The sequence below is a fragment of the Flavobacterium sp. genome, assembly GCF_003525665.1.
Lineage (GTDB): Bacteria > Bacteroidota > Bacteroidia > Flavobacteriales > Flavobacteriaceae > Flavobacterium.
In genome coordinates this window covers 1-18,489 of the sequence record NZ_DQDX01000036.1, presented here as the reverse complement: position 1 = coordinate 18,489, position 18,489 = coordinate 1, and the positions used below count along the sequence as shown (strand labels likewise).

Here is an 18,489-nt window from a genome sequence, read left to right as displayed (position 1 = left end):
TCTTGATCTTGATTTCCAAATTTGTAAAGCAGAAAATTTCGTAACTGTTTTACATGATTTTTAAAGAATTCTGAAAAAACATTTTCTTGGCAAGTGTCCGACATTTTTTTCTTTAGAATTTAATGAGGTATAAAGTAGTGTAAATGTAATTATTTTTTTTATTTTTAGGTAGGGTTTTATTTAGGTCAATTGTTTTTAATTAAATACGTGCATATTATGAGAGCTAATCAATTTATTTTACTAGGTTTTTTATCTATTTTATTTTTCTCTTGTCAAAAAGAAGAAAACGAAGTGATTCAAGATCCAACGCAAAACTTAAATAAAACTTCACCATTAGTAAATTTATTATCTAGAGTTTCGCAAAACGCTACTTCACAAGATAATGTTTTAGATAATTCTAGTTGTTTTAGTGTGCAATTGCCAGTAACCGTTATTGTAAATGGTGCTAATGTAGTTGTTCAAACTCAAGCTGATTATCAAACGGTTCAAGATGCCATCGACGCTTTTTCTGATGATGACGATATTGTAAATTTCATTTATCCGATAACTATTCAGTATCAAAATTTTTCTACTCAAGTTATAAATAATGCTGATGCTTTAGATGATGTCTTAGACGATTGTGAAGAAGATGACGACGATGATTTTGATGAAATTGATTGTATTACTCTAAATTATCCTGTTGTCTTAAATATATATGACAGCAACAATCAATTGGCTAGTACATTGACAATAACTAATGATGTTCAGTTTTATAATTTTATAGAGAATCTAGATGAAAACGAATTTATTGCAATCAACTACCCAATTTCTCTTGTAGATTCCAACGGCAATAATGTTGTCATTAATAGCAACAGTCAGTTAGAAGAAATAATTGAAGAAGCTATCGATGATTGCGATGATAATTCTGGTGGCGGTGGCGGAGGAAATGCCAATTTTTCTGATGTTATTACAAATGGAACTTGGTATATTTCTTATTTTTTCGAAGACGATGACAATGAAACGAGCGATTATATCGGCTATAATTTTACATTTTCTACAACCGGAACGATTACAGTAGTGAAAGCTTCAACAACAACTACTGGAAGTTGGAGCAGTTATATTGACAGTGGCGATGATATAATGGAATTAAATTTTAATGATTACAATTTAGATGAATTAGAAGAAGATTGGGAAATTACAGAATATTCTTCAACAGTCATAAAACTTAAGCATGTAAGTGGTGGCAATGGCGGAACAGATTATTTATATTTTACAAAAAATTAAAAACCAACAATAAATAAACCAATAGTATGAACACAATGAAAACAAAAAACAGTACCAATTCTTTATTGGAAAAAGGAAAAAAAATAGCGATTATTCCTTTTCTATCTGTCGTATTTTTTATGAATATGGCATCTACTTGTAGTAATGATGATGACAATAATAATTCATCTTCCGATCCAACGCCGGTTATTAACACAGTAACTTCTGGAACATGGCGCGTAACTTATTATTTCGATACTGATTCTAATGAAACTAGTGATTTTGCTGGATACAATTTCACTTTTGGTTCGTCAAATGTTTTGACAGCAACTAATGGAACAAATACCTACACAGGTTCATGGTCTGTTACAAATGATGATAGTGATGATGATAATCCAAGTAGTGATTTAGATTTTAATATTCTTTTTTCATCTCCAGCAAATTTCGCAGATTTATCTGATGATTGGGATATCGTTTCAAGAACTGCAACCAAGATAGAATTGATTGATGTAAGCGGAGGAAATGGTGGAACTGATTATTTGACTTTCGAAAAAAATTAATGTAACCTACTTTATGCATGTAAATTAACCATTCAAATTTTTGAATGGTTTTTTTGTATTTAAGTTTTTTCCTAAATTGTTTTGTAGCTTTTAAATTGAAGTTTATTTATAATTAAGTTGGATTTTAAACTTAGTTTTCGCCTTTTAAATCAGTTGAATTGTTTTGAAGGTTGTAGAATGAATTCTTTACGCTAGCTTTAATTACTTCTAGTTGTCTGACGCTACATCTCTTTCATTTATTTGAAAATAAGTATGCTATAAATGTTTCCAATTGCTTTCTTATGTCAATAGAAATTCATTTCAAAAGCTTAAATAAGGAGTTAATTACTTACGAATAATCACAAAAAAAAGGTTCAAATGATAATTCATTTGAACCTAATTTTATTTAAAAAAGTAAATTATTTTACTGATTTTATTTTGCCATCATCATCGTTATCGTCGTCGTCATCGTCATTTCCGTCATCATCATTGTCATCGTACAAATCAGTAGCATCTTTAATTTTGTTCTTGATTAAATTAGCCAAACCGTTATTTCCATCGGTATCAATCGGACTAATTTCGATAAGACCATCATTATTTCCATCAGTAGCCGTTGTTAAATCTACCGAAGCTAAAATAGCATCCAAATTAAAATCAAAAACTATCGTAGCACTATTGTTTGTAATTGTAAGATCTTGATTGGCATCATCGTAGTCAATTTCAAATTCTTCACTAATGTCATGCCAAAATACAAATGGAATGTCATTTATTGTACCTTTTATTTGAACCGATTTGTTAAACAAAGGACTAGCTGCATTGACACTTTTATGCATATTAAATTTAACTTCTTCATAAACTCCATTTGGAATGTCAAGAGTGGTAATTGTCGTAATTCCACTTAATAAATCCAATTCGAATGGACCGCTCAATTTAAATTCGTCATCATCGCCATAAAAACCATCGCCATAGTTATCATCGTCATCATCATAAAAATCATCATCCAATTCAAATTCAATATTTTTTAAATTGATTTGAAATTCTGTAATACTAACAGCATTCGTTGTTTTAGCCGAAGTTCCAGAATAAGTAGCTTTTGCTTGAATTTTTAAATTTTCAGATGATTGATTGTCATCGGTACTGCATGAAGTTGTACTTGCCAAAATAACAGCAACAAGCCCAAGTAATGTTTTTCTGTTTTTCATAATAGTATTTTTTTATGTTTATAGTAGTAAAACATTTCACATTGAAATTACCCTACCAATAGTTTTAAAAAATTTGCATAAATCATTTTTTGATGCTCAAAACCTTTACCTTATATTTGCAACTTAATAAAACAGAAAACTATGTTCAATAATTTAAGCGATAAATTAGATAAAGCATTTCATATCCTAAAAGGACACGGAAAAATCACTGAAGTAAACGTTGCAGAAACTCTTAAAGAAGTTCGTCGTGCGTTACTTGATGCCGATGTTAACTTTAAAATTGCCAAAGATTTTACTACAACAGTAAAAGAAAAAGCAATCGGACAAAACGTTTTAACTACACTTGAGCCAGGTCAATTACTTGTAAAAATAGTTAAGGACGAACTAGTTGAGTTAATGGGTGGCGATGCTGCAGGAGTAAACCTTTCTGGTAATCCAACTGTAATATTAATGTCGGGTTTACAAGGTTCGGGTAAAACTACGTTCTCTGGTAAATTGGCTAATTATTTAAAAACTAAGAAGAACAAAAAACCACTTTTGGTAGCTTGTGATATTTATCGTCCTGCGGCAATCAACCAGTTGCATGTTGTTGGAGGTCAAATAGGAGTAGAGGTTTATTCGGAACCAGAAAATAAAAATCCAGTTTCAATTTCTCAAAATGCAATTGCTTATGCTAAAGCCAATGGTTTTAACGTAGTAATTGTCGATACTGCAGGTCGTTTAGCCGTTGATGAGGAAATGATGAACGAAATTGCCAATGTTCATAAAGCAATTCAACCACACGAAACCTTGTTTGTAGTAGATTCTATGACAGGTCAAGATGCTGTAAATACTGCAAAAGCATTCAACGATAGATTAAATTTTGATGGAGTTATCTTAACAAAATTAGACGGTGATACTCGTGGTGGAGCTGCAATTTCTATTAAATCAGTAGTAAACAAACCAATAAAATTCATCGGAACCGGTGAAAAAATGGATGCTATTGATGTGTTTTATCCGTCACGTATGGCCGATAGAATTTTGGGTATGGGTGACGTTGTGTCTCTTGTAGAAAGAGCACAAGAGCAATATGACGAAGAAGAAGCAAGAAAATTACAGAAGAAAATTGCTAAAAACGAATTCGGTTTTGATGATTTCTTAGTGCAAATCCAACAAATTAAAAAAATGGGTAGCATGAAAGATTTAGTTGGAATGATTCCTGGTGCCGGTAAAGTAATGAAAGATGTAGAAATTGAAGACGATGCTTTCAAACATATTGAAGCCATCATTCATTCAATGACGCCGGTTGAAAGAACGAAGCCAGCACTTTTAGATATGAAAAGAAAAACCAGAATTGCCAAAGGTTCTGGAACCAAAATAGAACAGGTAAATCAGTTGTTAAAGCAATTCGACCAGATGAGCAAAATGATGAAAATGATGCAAGGTCCAGGTGGAAAAAATATGATGCGCATGATGGGCAACATGAAAGGCATGAAATAAAAAATGTAGAGACGCGATTTATCGCGTCTTTTTTTATTGAATTCAATTTATTGAATTCAATAAAATGAATTCCCAATATTAAATATCACACAACACAAATAACTACACAAAATGCAAATTTTAGACGGAAAAAAAGTATCGGAAGATATTAAAAATGAAATAGCAGCCGAAGTCCAAAAGATGAAGGACAACGGTGAAAAAGTGCCACATCTTGCAGCAATTATTGTTGGAAACGACGGAGCAAGTTTGACTTATGTTGGAAGCAAAGTAAAAGCATGTGAACGCGTTGGTTTTGAATCGACTTTAGTGAAAATGCCAAGCACAACATCTGAAACGGAATTGCTTAAAAAAATCAAAGAACTAAATCAAGATGATAATATCGATGGATTTATAGTTCAGTTGCCGTTACCAAAACAAATTGATACTCAAAACATCATTATGTCAATTGATCCAAGTAAAGATGTTGACGGATTTCATCCTGAAAATTTCGGAAAAATGGCATTGGATATGACTACATTTATTCCGGCGACACCTTTTGGAATTCTAGAATTATTAGAACGTTACAATGTTACAACCGAAGGAAAACATACTGTTGTAATTGGTAGAAGTCACATTGTTGGTCGACCAATGAGTATTTTAATGGGAAGGAAAGGTTTCCCAGGAAATTCAACTGTTACATTAACGCACAGTCATACTAAAAACATCAATCAAATCACTTCTCAAGCCGATATTATCATCACCGCACTTGGTGTTCCTAATTATTTGAAAGCCGAAATGATTAAAGATGATGCTGTAATTATTGACGTTGGTATTACTCGTGTTATCGATGAAACTTCTGAAAAAGGATACCGAATTACTGGTGACGTAGATTTTGAAATGGTTTCTAAAAAAGCTTCGTTCATCACACCTGTTCCTGGAGGAGTTGGACCAATGACAATTGCCATGTTGCTTAAAAACACACTTTTAGCAAGAGAACAAAAAAGATTAAAAAAATAAAATGACAATTTCTATTGCACAAAAAAGCCAACTCTTTATTATTAAGGAGTTGGCTTATACAATTTGGCCTGTTGCTTATGGAGAAATTCTTTCCCAAGAGCAATTGGATTATATGTTGGATTTAATTTATACTATCGAATCACTCGAAAAACAAGTCGATAACAATCATGTTTTTCTTTTAGTAGAAGACGATAATCAATTCGTCGGATTTGCTTCTCATGAATTAAATTTCGAAAATTCGAATAAAACTAAGATTCAAAAATTATATGTTTTACCAGAAATTCAAGGCAAAGGAATTGGAAAACATTTGATAAATTACATCAAACAAATTGCAATTGACAATAAAAATTCCGGACTTATTTTAAACGTAAATCGATTCAATAAATCGAAAGAATTCTACCTAAAATATGGTTTCGAAATCACTAAGGAAATCAAAATCGACATAGGAAACAACTACATTATGGATGATTATATAATGGAATTTAAGTTTCCTAAATAATTATTTCAAAGTTCCTTCTAATTTAACATTCACCTTTCTAGAAACTTTTTTGCTCACAACACTCGGAATTTTAATATCAAAATCATCGGTATTTACAGTGAAATTAGATACTATCGAAACTCCATTAGCCGTTTTCTTGATAGAAGCCGTTATGGTAATGTCTTTCGATTTTCCGTGAAGTTCTAGCTTTCCTTTTACGGTAAAACTTTTAGCATCTGAAGTCAATTTAGAATAATCGAAATTTTCAATTTTTCCTTTAAAAGTCGATTTCGGATATTTATCACTTTCCATGTAGTTTTCATTAAAGTGTTCTTCCATCAAAGCGATTTTGAATTTAAATCCTTTGACCAAAGCAAGTGAGGCAATTTCACCAGTTTTAGTATTTATAATAATTGTTACACCATCATTTTTAGCTTTTATTTCTTCAAATGCTGGAACCGATGCTTCAAATGCTAGCGAACCGTTTTTAGTAACTATTTTGTCTTGTGCAACTACAATCGAACTAGTAAGTAAGAAAATTGCGATAATTATATTTTTCATAAATGTATTTTTTAAAAGTGTATATTAATTATTCAGCCAAACCTTCACTGTTCCACTGACTTATTAAATTAATTGAAGCTTGAGGTAATCTTGGTCCGCCCAATGGCATTGCACCGCTTGCTCCTTCATTTCTAGAAATTCTATTAATTAAGCCTGCGTTTAAAACCGCATCTCTAACATTTTCGTATGTTGTTAAAGAGTTTGGAGCACCATTTGTTGGTGTTGCTCCATGGCATTGAATGCAGTTATTGTCAATAATACTCTTTACAGCAGAAGTGTAAGTAATTTCAGCAACTGGTTGTGAGTCAATTAAATCATCGGTACTACTATCAGTACAACTTGTAAATGGTAGAACAAGTACAGTTAAAAAAGGTAAGATTCTGGTTTTCATAGATTTTTATTTAAATATGATTTAAATCATTTGTTAAAATTAAAAAAAAATTATTAGTTTTGATTAATTATTATGAAAATGAAAAAAAAGTTATTAATTGTTTTAGTTATTGTTATAATTTTTGGTTTTGCAGGATATAAATATGTTTACAAAGACCATCGTGATGTGAGCAGTGAAGAGGCTTCTTTTAAAATTACTTTAGCTGATTTAAAAGCAGATTTCGAAAAGAATGATAGTGTTGCAAACACTAAATACCTAGACAAAGCTATAGCTATTTACGGAGAAGTTACTAGTTTAGATTTAGAAACCAACGAAATTATTGTCGATTCTAATTTATCGGCAACAATTAAAGGTAAAGTAAATGTGAAAAAAGGTGATAAAGTAACAGTAAAAGGAAGATTTATTGGTTACGACGATTTGCTTGAAGAATATAAAATGGACAATTGCGTAATTGAATAATGATGAAAAAACTTCTAGTAATTCTAGTATTGAATTCTTTTTTAAGCTTTGCTCAAGAGAAAGACATTTTTACAATTGCAAGATCAGGAACTGTGGAAGAAGCCGAATTGTTTTTGAAAAATAATAGTGAAGCAATCAACAAAATAAACGAATACGGATTTTCACCCTTAATTCTAGCTTGTTACAAAGGGAAATATGAGTTAGCCGAATTTTTTATAAAAACTAAAGCCAACTTAGATTACGTATCTGAAGAAGGAACAGCATTAATGGCAGCAACGGTGAAAGGTGATGCGAAGTTGACACAATTATTATTAAGTAAAGGTGCAAATCCTAACTTGACCAATTTTGAAGGAATAACGGCCTTAATGTATGCTACACAATTTAAAAACGAAGCGATTGTCAAATTACTATTGCAATACAAAGCCGACAAAACGCTATTAGACAAACAAGGAAGAACGGCATTTGAGTTTGCTGTTTTTTCTAAAAACGAAAATATAATTAACCTCTTAAAATAAAATGCTATGAAATTGAAAATTACTCTTTTATTAACCTTACTTAGTTTGGGTGCTTTTGCTCAATCTAAATCTACCGGAAATATTGCCTTAGGTGCGAATATGTCGGCAAATCTTACTCTAAACAATGCCACATCTACGGTTACCTTATCTTTAACAGGACCAAATGACAAATGGTTTTCATTACAATTTGGATCTTTTACTGGTGGTATGCAAGCAGGAACCGATGTTGTTTATTGGAATAATACTACTTTGGTAGATGCGAGACATGTTGGTATTGGATCAGCACCATCTGTAGATGCAACTAATAATTGGACTTTTGTTTCTAATAATCCTACTGGTGCTACACAAAGAACTATTGTTTTTACTCGTCCATTTAATACAGGCGATGTAAACGATTATACTTTTAATTACGCTGATGCAAATATTGATTTAGCATGGGCAATTGCAAATTCAGCAACGTATGCTGTAACAAGTTACCATGGCGGAGGAAACAGAGGTGTTTTAGTTGATACAGCTACAACTCTTAGCTTAGACAAATTCTCTTTAAACAACGCACAAGTATATCCAAATCCGTCTAATGGAGATTTTAATATTAAATCGGAAACCATTATCACTAAAGTTAACGTATATACTCAAACAGGTGCTTTTGTAAAAACAGTTGAAGTAGAAAATAATGCAGATAATGCAGCAATCAACATCAATGGTTTGTCTACAGGAGTTTATCTAATTGAATTAGTTAACGACACAGAGAAATCTTGGAAGAAAATCATTGTAAACTAGGTTTATAAATAGATTTCCACAAATTAATAGAACCGTGTTGTCTTTTTCAAAATGTAAGATAGCACGGTTTTTTATGTACAATTAATTATAAAAATATGAAAAAGATTTTAGTTTTGTTATTGTTTCCTTTTACGCTTTTTGCACAAGATGATTTATTAAAAGAAATCGATTCGGTTGCTACCAATGAACGAGTAGAATCGGCTTTTAAGGGTTTGAAAATCGTCAATATTGAATCTACAAAATTGGCTGCCAAAGGCGATTTGTATTTTATTGTTTCCCACAGATTTGGTTCGGTTAAAGATGGTTTTGAAGGTTTCTTCGGATTGGACAATGCAGCAACGCAATTAAAATTTGTTTACGGTGTAAACGATTGGCTTACAGTAAGCGGAGCAAGAAGCGAATTAGTTTATGATTTTGCTGCCAAAGTAATGCTTCAACCACAAATAAAAGATGGTTTTCCAGTTGCAATTGTTGGATTTTCAAGCTTAGGAATCAACAATACTTTAAAGGAAAGCAATTATCCAAACATGGAATTTGAAGATAGATTAATCTATGTTTCGCAATTATTGGTTTCTAGAAAATTCAGTAATAAATTCTCTTTAGAATTGGCTCCGACGTATTTTCACGAGAATTTCGTAGAAGATGACAATCAAGAAAACAGCCAATTTGCAATAGGAATGGGCGGACGTTATAAACTTACTAATCGTTGGTCATTGAATGTCGATTATGCAGCTCATTTAAATCGTTCTTCAACATCAAGATTTAAAAATCCGTTATCAATTGGAGTGGATTTAGAAACTGGTGGACACGTTTTTCAAATGCATTTTAGTAGTTCACAAGGAATTCACGAATCGGGTTTCTTAGGAAATACAACTGGCGATTGGACCAAAGGCGATGTCTTCTTCGGATTTAACTTGTTGAGAGTTTTCTAAAAAAAAAATCCTGCATCTTCTTTTCAGAATTTGCAGGATTAAAAAAAAACCTAATCAACCAATCAATCTTTATTTTTTGTCTTCTACTTTAGCTTTTGTACCATCAGCTTTATAGTAGTAGTAATCGTCGTTGTTATTGCTGTTGTTGTAAGCATAATCAGTGTTGTTTGTAGTTGGACCATAGTAGTAATCGTTGGTAAACCCAGCGTTTCTTCTACCTTTTATGCTTCCAATAGTATCTACAATTTCACCTCTTCTGTTGTACACTATTCGCATTCCACCAATTTGTGTAAGAGCAAATCTGTTGTATCTCATGTAAACCGTTCCAATTCGGCTTACTCTATCTTGGTTATCGTAGTTAATGAAGGTGTTTCCAACTCTTCTAACTCTACCAAAACTATCGTGTTCTATTAAAGTTCCGTAGTTAACTGGTCTGTTGTTTCTTGCTACTTCGGCACTTCTTCTTCCAGCACTTTTAAAGAAATAATCTCCTTGAGAATCATTTGGACGAGTGTTAAAATCGAAATCTCCATTTGGAAAAACAAAGAACTCAATGCCGCGTTCTACAAAAGATAATGGCTCATCGTTAAAGCTCGCTCTTGTTATTGTTCCTTCATCAGTACGTTTTAATTCTGATGCGTTCGCTACACTTCCAACTAGTAAAATGCTAGCTACTAATAATGTAATTTTTTTCATGATATTTAGAATTAATGTTTTGTACTTACTCTTTCGATTTTCAGTTTCTTCGACCAGATATTTTCTGATACTTGATACATTCCAAGATGTGTGCCAAAGCCAGTATAATGATTTGTCAACGATTTGTTAACGATTATTAAGTGGTTGAATTACATTTGATTAATTCAAATTTTGGATAATTCAAAGTTTATTGTGTTTTATTATTAAGTCGTTATTTTTTTTATATTTTTGTTGCCATATATAAATTAATACCAAATTTTTTTTATGAATTCTAATTCAAGAAGCACGCTTTTATTTGCTTTTACACTTATAAGTTTCTTTACTGTTAATTCACAAACATTTATTCCGGCTTATCAGACAGTGGTGAATCAAACATCACAAAATAATATCACCACAAATCTTACCGAATTTGAAGCTTTAGGTGTTAAAAGAAGAGGAACTGCACCTTTACAAAACACACTGAATTGGTTAAAAAATAAATATCTAAGTTACGGATATACAGCAAGTCAGATGCAAGAAGATTCTTTTACAAATGGAGCGTTTACTTGTAAAAATTTAATTCTAACTAAAGTCGGAACATTGTATCCAAATACCTATGTTATTGTTTGCGGACACTATGATTCTGTAGTTGGAACTGGAACTAATGATAATGGAAGTGGCGTGGTTTCAATTCTAGAAGTTGCTCGTTTATTGCAAAATATTCCAACCGAATACTCTATAAAGTTTATAAATTTCAGTGGAGAAGAAGATGGACTTGTGGGAAGTCAACATTATGTAAGTTCGGTTGTGAACTCTACAACACCAAAAATGAATATTAAATTAGTTTTTAATTTAGATGAAGTTGGTGGCGTTGCCGGAATGATAAACAACAACATAACTTGCGAAAGAGATACAGGAAGTCCAACTTCTAATAATGCTGCGTCAAATACAATCACTAACCAATTAATCAATTGCGTTGGATTGTATACTTCTTTAAATACTACATTATCGTATGCGTATGCTTCAGATTATATGCCATTTGAAGATAATAACGAAGTGATAACTGGTTTTTTCGAAACAAATGAAACGACTCACAGACATACTGCAACCGATTTTTTAGTAAATATGGATCCAGTTTACAATTTTAATGTTGCCAAAGCTGCTGTTGGAGCCACGATGCATTTTGCAGTAGCAAGTACATCTACTTTAGAAACGGAAAGCTTTAATACCGATTTTCAAGTGAGTTTTTATCCAAATCCAACCAAAGAAATTTTAAATATCACCAAAGGAACTATTCCTAGTGAAGGCTACCAATTTTCTTTAATCGACATCAATGGTAAAGTAGTTTTAAATAAAAAGTATGATAATGCAAAATATATTGAGCAAGTAAATGTTAGCTCACTTTCTAAAGGAATTTATTTATGTGTTTTAAATTTTGATAAGCAATCGGTTTCTAGAAAAATCTTGATTGACTAAATAATTTTAATCTTTATATAGTGTACAAAAAAAATGCTTCCGTTTCTGGAAGCATTTTTTATTTATAAATTGTAGTTTAAAATCTTATTTCGAATTATAAACTTTAATTCCTTCTTTTAGAATTTCTACCGAACGAATTAAGTCTTCTTTTTTCAATACATAAGCAATTCTAACTTCGTTCAAACCTACATTTGGTGTTGAGTAAAATCCAGCCGCTGGAGCAACCATAACTGTTTCACCATTTAAGTCATACGATTCTAATAACCATTGTGCAAATGCATCTGCGTTATCAATTGGCAATTGAGCAATACAATAAAAAGCACCTTTTGGAGTAGCGACTTTTACGCCTTCAATTTTTTGTAATTCAGCAATTAAAGTGTCGCGTCTGTCTTTGTATTCTTCAATAACTTCGTCAAAATAACTTTGTGGAGTTTCCAATGCAGCTTCGCTAGCAATTTGAGCAAACGTTGGCGGACTCAATCGCGCTTGTGCAAATTTCATTGCCGTTGCCATTACTTCTTTATTTTTAGAAACAATACAACCAATTCGAGCGCCACACATACTGTATCTTTTAGAAACAGAATCAATCATAATCGCGTTTTCCTCAATTCCAGGAACGTTCATTACTGAGTAGTGTTTTTCGGTTTCATCATAAATAAATTCACGATAAACTTCATCGGCAATCAAGAATAAATCATGTTTTTTTACAAGATCAGCCAATTGCTGAATCTCTTCTTGAGAATATAAATATCCAGTTGGATTTCCTGGATTACAAATTAAAATTGCTTTAGTTTTTGAAGTAATTAATTTTTCAAAATCTGAAATTGGAGGCAAAGCAAATCCAGTATCAATTGTAGAAATTACAGGTACAACTTTTACGCCAGATGCAGTAGAAAATCCGTTGTAATTAGCATAAAATGGCTCTGGAATAATAATTTCATCATCAACATCCATCGTGCTACCCATAGCAAAAAGTAATGCTTCAGATCCACCAGTTGTGATGATAATATCGGCTACATCAATTGGTAAACCGTGATTTTTATAATATTGAGAAAGTTTTGTTCTATAGCTTTCAAAACCAGCAGAATGACTGTATTCTAATACTTTAATGTCAACATTTTTAACTGCGTTTATAGCAACTTCTGGCGTTTTAATATCGGGTTGACCAATATTTAAATGGTATACTTTATGACCTTTTTTCTTAGCGATATCTGCATACGGAACCAATTTTCTAATTGGTGATTCCGGCATTTGCTTTCCTTTGTTTGAAACTTTTGGCATGATTGAAAATTTAGTTGTGCAAATTTGCGATTTTTTTATCGTATTATTTGTTAAAAATGCATTTTCACTTATTTTTTTTCTTAATTTTAATCAAATTCTAATTACATGAGATTAAAATTACTTTATGTTTTTATTTTACTTGTAGTTCAAAGTGTCTATTCTCAATCTGGATTTCAATTTGATGATAACAAAAACAAAGTCAGCATACCATTTAAATTTATAAATAATTTAATCATAATAACAGTAGAAGTAAATGGTATTCCGCTGAATTTCCTTTTAGATACTGGCGTTGAAGAATCTATCTTGTTCAGTTTAGATGAAACAGACGAAGTAAGTTTTGCTCAAGTTGAAAAAGTTAAAATTAAAGGTTTCGGAAAAAAAGAAGCATTCGATGGATATCTATCGACATTAAATGTGGTGAAAGCCAAAAGTTTTATCGATAAAAATCACTCCTTATATTTGGTTTTAGATCAAGACATAAACATTTCATCCAATGTTGGTGTGCCTGTAAACGGAATTATTGGGTATCATTTCTTTAAAAATAATCTAGTAAAAATTGATTTTGAATCTCAAAAAATCACAATCTACAGGAATCAAGAAAAACAACTTAAAAAAATCACCAAAACGTTCAGTAAAGTGCCACTAATTCTCAATAATGGCAAACCTTATTTTACAGCAGCAATACAATTTGATAAAAACAAGGATGACTTAAAAGCCAAATTACTCATCGATACCGGAAATAGTGATGCCGTTTGGCTTTTCAAAGAAAAAAATTCGCAAATACAAGTTCCAGAAATTAATGTAGACGATTATCTGGGAAGAGGTTTTAGCGGCGATGTTTTTGGTTATCGAGGTAGAATTCCCAAATTTTCTATCAACGAAATTGCTTTCAATTTGCCAATTATTGCCTTCCCAAACGCAGCAGAAACAACGCAAATTGATGCAATAGAAAACCGATTAGGATCAGTTGGTTCCGAAATAATGAAAAGATTCACCGTATATTTTGACTATCCAAATAGTACTATGTACTTAAAAAAGAACGATTTTTTTAACGATGAGTTCAATTTCAACATGTCTGGAATCGACTTGCAACACGAAGGTTTGCAATGGGTTAAAGAATCCTATGAAGACAAACCATCATTAGCCTACAATTTGCTTGACGGAAACGGTGAGAAAATTGCAAATAATCTTAAATATAAATTCGAACTAAAACCTATTTATATTATAACCAACATCAGAAAAAATTCTCCTGCTGATTTCGCCGGAATTCTAAAAGACGACATCATTGTAAAAGTAAATAATCGAAACGGATACAATTACTCATTACAACAACTAAACGAACTTTTAAAATCGGGTGAAGGAAAAACCATCGACTTGATAGTAGATAGAAAAGGAAAACTACTTAACTTTAAATTCCAATTAAAGAAAGTGTTGTAAAAAAAAAACGCTCCAATTTGGAGCGTTTCAATATTATTGCATCGGACTTGTTTTCTTTTTCTCTAAAGGGTTAACTTCTTGTTTTACAATAACTTCTCCTTTAATTTTCAATGAAACTCTTCCGCCTTCCACATTGGCAGCATTACTTTCTACAGTAATCGTTTTTCTAATCGGACCCGGACTCATATTATATTTAACCTCAATCTTATCCGATTTTCCAGGCATAATTGGCTGCGTAGGTTTTGTTGGAACCGTACAACCGCATGTAGATTGAACATTTGTAATAATCAACGGCTGATTTCCAGTGTTTGTAAATTCAAAAACACGAACTCCATTGTCTTGCTCCTTAGTAACAGTACCATAATCAATAGTATTGTCCTTTGCTTTAAATTCAATTTTGGCTTGAGCAAAACTCACAGCACTCACTAAAACTGAAACAAAAAGTATAATCTTTTTCATTTTTTCTAAATTTGTTCTGGGTAAAAATACTTACTTTAAATTAATACACAAAAATTTAATTCTTAATTTTTTATAAAAGCACATAATAGTTACTTTTGCATAGATATTACAAATAGTATACCAAGTTTTATTAGAAGCGAATGGCTCGCGATTTGTCAGCAATCCGTTTTCCTGCTTTCCGCAATATCTTTTCCTTTTTAAAGAAAAAAGAAAAAGGATATTTGCTCCAATCAGGGCTAATTAGTAATGGTATTGACTATTTGTATCAAAATTAAAAATACCTTCAGATTCTATCTGAAATCTAATATCTAAAATCTGAAATCTAAAATTATATGATTCCTGCACAATTCAACGCTAAAGAAGTAGAACAAAAATGGTACGACTACTGGATGAAAAACGATTATTTCACATCCAAACCCGACCATAGAACGCCGTATACCATTGTAATTCCTCCGCCAAACGTCACCGGAGTTTTGCACATGGGACACATGTTGAATAACACTATTCAAGATGTATTAATTCGTCGTGCTCGTCTTAAAGGTTTCAACGCATGTTGGGTTCCAGGAACCGATCACGCCTCAATTGCAACCGAAGCCAAAGTTGTAGCCAAACTAAAAAGCGAAGGAATCAACAAAAACGATTTAACGCGTGAAGAATTTCTAAAACACGCTTGGGATTGGACCAATAAATATGGAGGAACAATTCTTGAACAACTCAAGCAATTAGGATGTTCATGCGATTGGAGTCGTACAAAATTCACAATGGACGAAGACATGTCGGCATCAGTAATTCATTCTTTTGTAGATTTATACAACAAAGGATTGATTTACAGAGGTTACCGAATGGTAAACTGGGATCCAGAAGCTAAAACAACTTTATCAGACGAAGAAGTAATCTTTGAAGAACGTCAAGGAAAACTGTATTTCATCAACTATAAAATTGAAGGTTCAGAAGATTTCTTAACTGTTGCAACAACACGTCCAGAAACTATTTTTGGAGATACTGCCATTTGTATAAATCCTACAGATGAACGTTTCACACATTTAAAAGGTAAAAAAGCCATCATTCCAATATCAGGAAGAGTTATTCCTATTATTGAAGATGAATATGTTGATGTAGAATTCGGAACTGGTTGTTTAAAAGTAACGCCAGCACACGACATGAACGATAAAACGCTAGGTGAAAAACACAACCTAGAAATCATCGATATTTTCAATGAAGATGCCACTTTAAATTCTTTCGGATTGCATTACCAAGGAAAAGACCGTTTTGTAGCTCGTGAAGAAATCGCAATCGAATTAGAAAATAATGGTTCGTTAGCAAAAACAGAAACACACCTTAATAAAGTAGGAACTTCAGAAAGAACCAAAGCTGTAATCGAACCTCGTTTATCAGATCAATGGTTTTTGAGCATGGAAGAATTAGTAAAACCTGCCATAAAAGCTGTTCTTGAAACTGAAGAAGTAAAATTATATCCTTCACGTTTCAACAATACCTACAAACATTGGTTAGAAAATATTAGAGATTGGAATATTTCACGTCAACTTTGGTGGGGACAACAAATTCCGGCGTATTTCTATGGAGATGGAAAAGAAGATTTTGTAGTTGCAAAAAATATTGAAGAGGCTTTAGTTTTAGCACAAGAAGCTACAAACAATAAACAATTAACCATAAACGATTTAAAACAAGATGCCGATGCATTAGACACTTGGTTTTCTTCATGGTTGTGGCCAATAGCCGTTTTTGGTGGAATTCTTGATCCAGAAAATGAAGATTATAAATACTATTATCCAACCAATGATTTAGTTACAGGTCCAGATATTTTGTTCTTTTGGGTTGCCAGAATGATTATTGCAGGTTACGAATACGCAGGCGAAAAACCATTTACAAATGTATATTTAACTGGTTTGGTTCGTGATAAACAACGTCGTAAGATGTCGAAATCATTAGGAAATTCTCCAGAACCATTAGAGTTAATTGAAAAATTTGGTGCCGATGGTGTTCGTGTTGGATTACTTTTAAGTACTTCTGCAGGAAATGACATCATGTTCGACGAAGAATTGTGCAACCAAGGAAAAGCATTTTCTAACAAAATCTGGAATGCATTCAAATTAATAAAAGGTTGGGAAGTTTCGGATGCAATTCCGCAACCGGAATCTTCTAAAGTGGCTATCGAATGGTATGAAACCAAGTTGCAAAGAACACTTATAGAAATCGAAGAAAACTTTGATAAATACAGAATTTCCGATGCGTTAATGGCAATTTACAAATTGGTTTGGGACGATTTTTGTTCGTGGTTTTTAGAAATGATCAAACCAGCGTATCAACAACCAATTGACAAAGCTACGTTTGATAAAGCGATCGAAATGCTTGAAAATAATTTGAAATTATTACATCCATTTATGCCGTTTTTAACAGAAGAAATTTGGCAATACATTGCAGAACGAACTCCAGAACAAGCCTTAATTGTTGGAGAATGGCCAGTTGCAAAATCGTATGACGAAAAGTTAATCACCGATTTCGATTTTACAATAGAAGTAATTTCGGGAATTAGAACCATCAGAAAAGATAAAAACATTCCGATGAAAGAAGCCATCGATTTGAAAGTGGTAAATAATGACAAAACTTCAACGTACTTCGATTCAGTTATCATGAAATTAGGAAACATCACTTCATTAGAATATGTTTCGGATAAAGTTGACGGTGCGTTATCTTACAGAGTGAAATCAAATGAATATTTTATTCCGATAACAGGAAATATTGATGTTGAAGCAGAAATAGCTAAACTGTCAGAAGAGTTGACTTACACAATTGGTTTCTTAAAATCGGTACAAGTAAAATTATCAAATGAGAAGTTTGTTGCCAATGCCAAACCAGAAATCATTGAAAACGAACGCAAAAAAGAAGCCGATGCACTTGCTAAAATTGCAACAATCGAGCAGAGTATTGCAAGTTTGAAATAAAAACATAAAATTATTTATATAAAAATGCCTCAAAAGTAACTTAACATTTGAGGCATTTGTATTAACTATTAGTTTTTGTTTTTTGAGCCATTTTCTCTACTATCCATTAATTGTAAAATTGATTTTGATGAAAGAAAATCCAATTCATTTTTGAGATTTTCAATATTTAAATGGTTTACATAATCACTATTTAAAACTTCATTATAGGCTGTTTTAAGTTTTTTTGGATTTACTGTTCCACTTAAATGTTTTTTTAATTCAACTGTAATTTCATCGAATGTTTTTAGACTTTTAATGTTTTCCATCATAACATGATATAAAGGATTTTCGTGATCAATCGCAATTTTTCTTAAAAGTGAAACTTCAAATGGAACAATTGTTCTGTTATCTGAAAGTTTTGTATAAACCAATTTAGAAATATTGTTGTGTTTTACATAGACTTTTTGATTTACTATATTTAGCTCAGTTATATTCTTTAATTTGATATTTTCATTTTCTAAATGTAAATTAATGTTGTCTAATAAATTTTCAACCCATTTATCCATAAACTGCTTTTCTCCTTTTGAATAAAGAAATCGTTTAATGAAACTTATAGGATAAAATACATGATTATAAAATCTATCT

At 31.9% G+C, this 18,489-nt stretch carries 19 protein-coding genes; 12 read left to right on the top strand and 7 right to left on the bottom strand.

What is annotated here, in order from left to right:
• Positions 1-216: 216 nt before the first annotated feature.
• Together DIU01_RS02480 and DIU01_RS02475 are read left to right on the top strand one after the other, a co-directional pair.
• The gene (locus DIU01_RS02480) at positions 217-1,263 is read left to right on the top strand and encodes a hypothetical protein (protein ID WP_290831680.1); all 1,047 of its coding nucleotides are present in this window, start codon (positions 217-219) and stop codon (positions 1,261-1,263) included.
• Positions 1,264-1,298: 35 nt separating this feature from the next.
• Positions 1,299-1,802, top strand: a complete 504-nt coding sequence (locus DIU01_RS02475) for a hypothetical protein (protein ID WP_290831679.1) — start codon at positions 1,299-1,301, stop codon at positions 1,800-1,802.
• Between the two features lie 398 nt (positions 1,803-2,200).
• Here DIU01_RS02475 and DIU01_RS02470 read toward each other — a convergent pair whose 3' ends face one another.
• Positions 2,201-2,983 (bottom strand): hypothetical protein, encoded by a 783-nt coding sequence (locus DIU01_RS02470; protein ID WP_290831678.1) that lies wholly within the window; start codon positions 2,981-2,983, stop codon positions 2,201-2,203.
• 141 nt (positions 2,984-3,124) lie between these two features.
• Here DIU01_RS02470 and ffh point away from each other — a divergent pair, with 141 nt between their 5' ends.
• The 3 genes from ffh (at position 3,125) to DIU01_RS02455 (ending at position 5,957) form a co-directional block, all read left to right on the top strand.
• Complete coding sequence (gene ffh, locus DIU01_RS02465; RefSeq protein WP_290831677.1) at positions 3,125-4,462, top strand: signal recognition particle protein; 1,338 nt, start codon at positions 3,125-3,127, stop codon at positions 4,460-4,462.
• A 111-nt stretch (positions 4,463-4,573) separates the two neighbouring features.
• On the top strand, positions 4,574-5,458 hold the full coding sequence (locus DIU01_RS02460) for a bifunctional 5,10-methylenetetrahydrofolate dehydrogenase/5,10-methenyltetrahydrofolate cyclohydrolase (protein WP_290831676.1): 885 nt from the start codon (positions 4,574-4,576) through the stop codon (positions 5,456-5,458).
• A 1-nt stretch (position 5,459) separates the two neighbouring features.
• On the top strand, positions 5,460-5,957 hold the full coding sequence (locus DIU01_RS02455) for a GNAT family N-acetyltransferase (protein ID WP_290831675.1): 498 nt from the start codon (positions 5,460-5,462) through the stop codon (positions 5,955-5,957).
• On the opposite strand, the gene DIU01_RS02450 is transcribed toward DIU01_RS02455, so the two are convergent.
• Both DIU01_RS02450 and DIU01_RS02445 read right to left on the bottom strand, forming a co-directional pair.
• Positions 5,958-6,497, bottom strand: coding sequence for a YceI family protein (locus DIU01_RS02450; RefSeq protein WP_290831674.1), 540 nt, complete (start codon positions 6,495-6,497; stop codon positions 5,958-5,960).
• Positions 6,498-6,525: 28 nt separating this feature from the next.
• Positions 6,526-6,888, bottom strand: coding sequence for a hypothetical protein (locus DIU01_RS02445; protein WP_290831673.1), 363 nt, complete (start codon positions 6,886-6,888; stop codon positions 6,526-6,528).
• A 78-nt stretch (positions 6,889-6,966) separates the two neighbouring features.
• On the opposite strand from DIU01_RS02445, the gene DIU01_RS02440 reads away from it, so the two are divergent.
• From DIU01_RS02440 to DIU01_RS02425, 4 genes are all read left to right on the top strand, one after another.
• Positions 6,967-7,347: a hypothetical protein gene (locus DIU01_RS02440; RefSeq protein WP_290831672.1), complete on the top strand. Its 381-nt coding sequence runs from the start codon at positions 6,967-6,969 to the stop codon at positions 7,345-7,347.
• A gap of 2 nt (positions 7,348-7,349) precedes the next feature.
• Positions 7,350-7,862, top strand: coding sequence for an ankyrin repeat domain-containing protein (locus DIU01_RS02435; protein ID WP_290831671.1), 513 nt, complete (start codon positions 7,350-7,352; stop codon positions 7,860-7,862).
• 6 nt (positions 7,863-7,868) lie between these two features.
• A complete protein-coding gene (locus tag DIU01_RS02430) occupies positions 7,869-8,642 on the top strand; it encodes a T9SS type A sorting domain-containing protein (RefSeq protein ID WP_290831670.1) in 774 nt (257 codons plus the stop codon).
• 95 nt (positions 8,643-8,737) lie between these two features.
• Entirely contained in the window at positions 8,738-9,574 is an 837-nt protein-coding gene (locus DIU01_RS02425) for a DUF5777 family beta-barrel protein (protein ID WP_290831669.1), read from the top strand.
• A 69-nt stretch (positions 9,575-9,643) separates the two neighbouring features.
• Here the strand turns inward: DIU01_RS02425 and DIU01_RS02420 are convergent, their stop codons facing one another.
• Complete coding sequence (locus DIU01_RS02420) at positions 9,644-10,270, bottom strand: hypothetical protein (RefSeq protein WP_290831668.1); 627 nt, start codon at positions 10,268-10,270, stop codon at positions 9,644-9,646.
• A 264-nt stretch (positions 10,271-10,534) separates the two neighbouring features.
• Between DIU01_RS02420 and DIU01_RS02415 the strand changes: the two genes are divergently transcribed.
• Complete coding sequence (locus tag DIU01_RS02415; RefSeq protein ID WP_290831667.1) at positions 10,535-11,725, top strand: M28 family peptidase; 1,191 nt, start codon at positions 10,535-10,537, stop codon at positions 11,723-11,725.
• An 84-nt stretch (positions 11,726-11,809) separates the two neighbouring features.
• Here DIU01_RS02415 and DIU01_RS02410 read toward each other — a convergent pair whose 3' ends face one another.
• Positions 11,810-13,006: a pyridoxal phosphate-dependent aminotransferase gene (locus DIU01_RS02410; RefSeq protein WP_290831666.1), complete on the bottom strand. Its 1,197-nt coding sequence runs from the start codon at positions 13,004-13,006 to the stop codon at positions 11,810-11,812.
• 105 nt (positions 13,007-13,111) lie between these two features.
• On the opposite strand from DIU01_RS02410, the gene DIU01_RS02405 reads away from it, so the two are divergent.
• Entirely contained in the window at positions 13,112-14,443 is a 1,332-nt protein-coding gene (locus DIU01_RS02405; RefSeq protein ID WP_290831665.1) for a PDZ domain-containing protein, read from the top strand.
• A gap of 33 nt (positions 14,444-14,476) precedes the next feature.
• On the opposite strand, the gene DIU01_RS02400 is transcribed toward DIU01_RS02405, so the two are convergent.
• A complete protein-coding gene (locus tag DIU01_RS02400) occupies positions 14,477-14,902 on the bottom strand; it encodes a DUF1573 domain-containing protein (RefSeq protein ID WP_290831664.1) in 426 nt (141 codons plus the stop codon).
• A gap of 332 nt (positions 14,903-15,234) precedes the next feature.
• On the opposite strand from DIU01_RS02400, the gene DIU01_RS02395 reads away from it, so the two are divergent.
• Complete coding sequence (locus DIU01_RS02395; RefSeq protein WP_290831663.1) at positions 15,235-17,865, top strand: valine--tRNA ligase; 2,631 nt, start codon at positions 15,235-15,237, stop codon at positions 17,863-17,865.
• A 68-nt stretch (positions 17,866-17,933) separates the two neighbouring features.
• Here DIU01_RS02395 and DIU01_RS02390 read toward each other — a convergent pair.
• A partial coding sequence (locus DIU01_RS02390) for a hypothetical protein (protein WP_290831662.1) occupies positions 17,934-18,489 on the bottom strand: 556 nt, incomplete at its 5' end.

What these genes read in the sequence shown, in the direction of transcription:
- DIU01_RS02400 (WP_290831664.1), bottom strand. Translation starts at nt 14,902, where the DNA reads ATGAAAAAGATTATACTTTTTGTTTCAGTTTTAGTGAGTGCTGTGAGT.
- DIU01_RS02430 (WP_290831670.1), top strand. Translation starts at nt 7,869, where the DNA reads ATGAAATTGAAAATTACTCTTTTATTAACCTTACTTAGTTTGGGTGCT.
- DIU01_RS02455 (WP_290831675.1), top strand. Translation starts at nt 5,460, where the DNA reads ATGACAATTTCTATTGCACAAAAAAGCCAACTCTTTATTATTAAGGAG.
- DIU01_RS02460 (WP_290831676.1), top strand. Translation starts at nt 4,574, where the DNA reads ATGCAAATTTTAGACGGAAAAAAAGTATCGGAAGATATTAAAAATGAA.
- DIU01_RS02425 (WP_290831669.1), top strand. Translation starts at nt 8,738, where the DNA reads ATGAAAAAGATTTTAGTTTTGTTATTGTTTCCTTTTACGCTTTTTGCA.
- DIU01_RS02445 (WP_290831673.1), bottom strand. Translation starts at nt 6,888, where the DNA reads ATGAAAACCAGAATCTTACCTTTTTTAACTGTACTTGTTCTACCATTT.
- ffh (WP_290831677.1), top strand. Translation starts at nt 3,125, where the DNA reads ATGTTCAATAATTTAAGCGATAAATTAGATAAAGCATTTCATATCCTA.
- DIU01_RS02395 (WP_290831663.1), top strand. Translation starts at nt 15,235, where the DNA reads ATGATTCCTGCACAATTCAACGCTAAAGAAGTAGAACAAAAATGGTAC.
- DIU01_RS02410 (WP_290831666.1), bottom strand. Translation starts at nt 13,006, where the DNA reads ATGCCAAAAGTTTCAAACAAAGGAAAGCAAATGCCGGAATCACCAATT.
- DIU01_RS02450 (WP_290831674.1), bottom strand. Translation starts at nt 6,497, where the DNA reads ATGAAAAATATAATTATCGCAATTTTCTTACTTACTAGTTCGATTGTA.
- DIU01_RS02435 (WP_290831671.1), top strand. Translation starts at nt 7,350, where the DNA reads ATGAAAAAACTTCTAGTAATTCTAGTATTGAATTCTTTTTTAAGCTTT.
- DIU01_RS02475 (WP_290831679.1), top strand. Translation starts at nt 1,299, where the DNA reads ATGAAAACAAAAAACAGTACCAATTCTTTATTGGAAAAAGGAAAAAAA.
- DIU01_RS02480 (WP_290831680.1), top strand. Translation starts at nt 217, where the DNA reads ATGAGAGCTAATCAATTTATTTTACTAGGTTTTTTATCTATTTTATTT.
- DIU01_RS02405 (WP_290831665.1), top strand. Translation starts at nt 13,112, where the DNA reads ATGAGATTAAAATTACTTTATGTTTTTATTTTACTTGTAGTTCAAAGT.
- DIU01_RS02470 (WP_290831678.1), bottom strand. Translation starts at nt 2,983, where the DNA reads ATGAAAAACAGAAAAACATTACTTGGGCTTGTTGCTGTTATTTTGGCA.
- DIU01_RS02420 (WP_290831668.1), bottom strand. Translation starts at nt 10,270, where the DNA reads ATGAAAAAAATTACATTATTAGTAGCTAGCATTTTACTAGTTGGAAGT.
- DIU01_RS02440 (WP_290831672.1), top strand. Translation starts at nt 6,967, where the DNA reads ATGAAAAAAAAGTTATTAATTGTTTTAGTTATTGTTATAATTTTTGGT.
- DIU01_RS02415 (WP_290831667.1), top strand. Translation starts at nt 10,535, where the DNA reads ATGAATTCTAATTCAAGAAGCACGCTTTTATTTGCTTTTACACTTATA.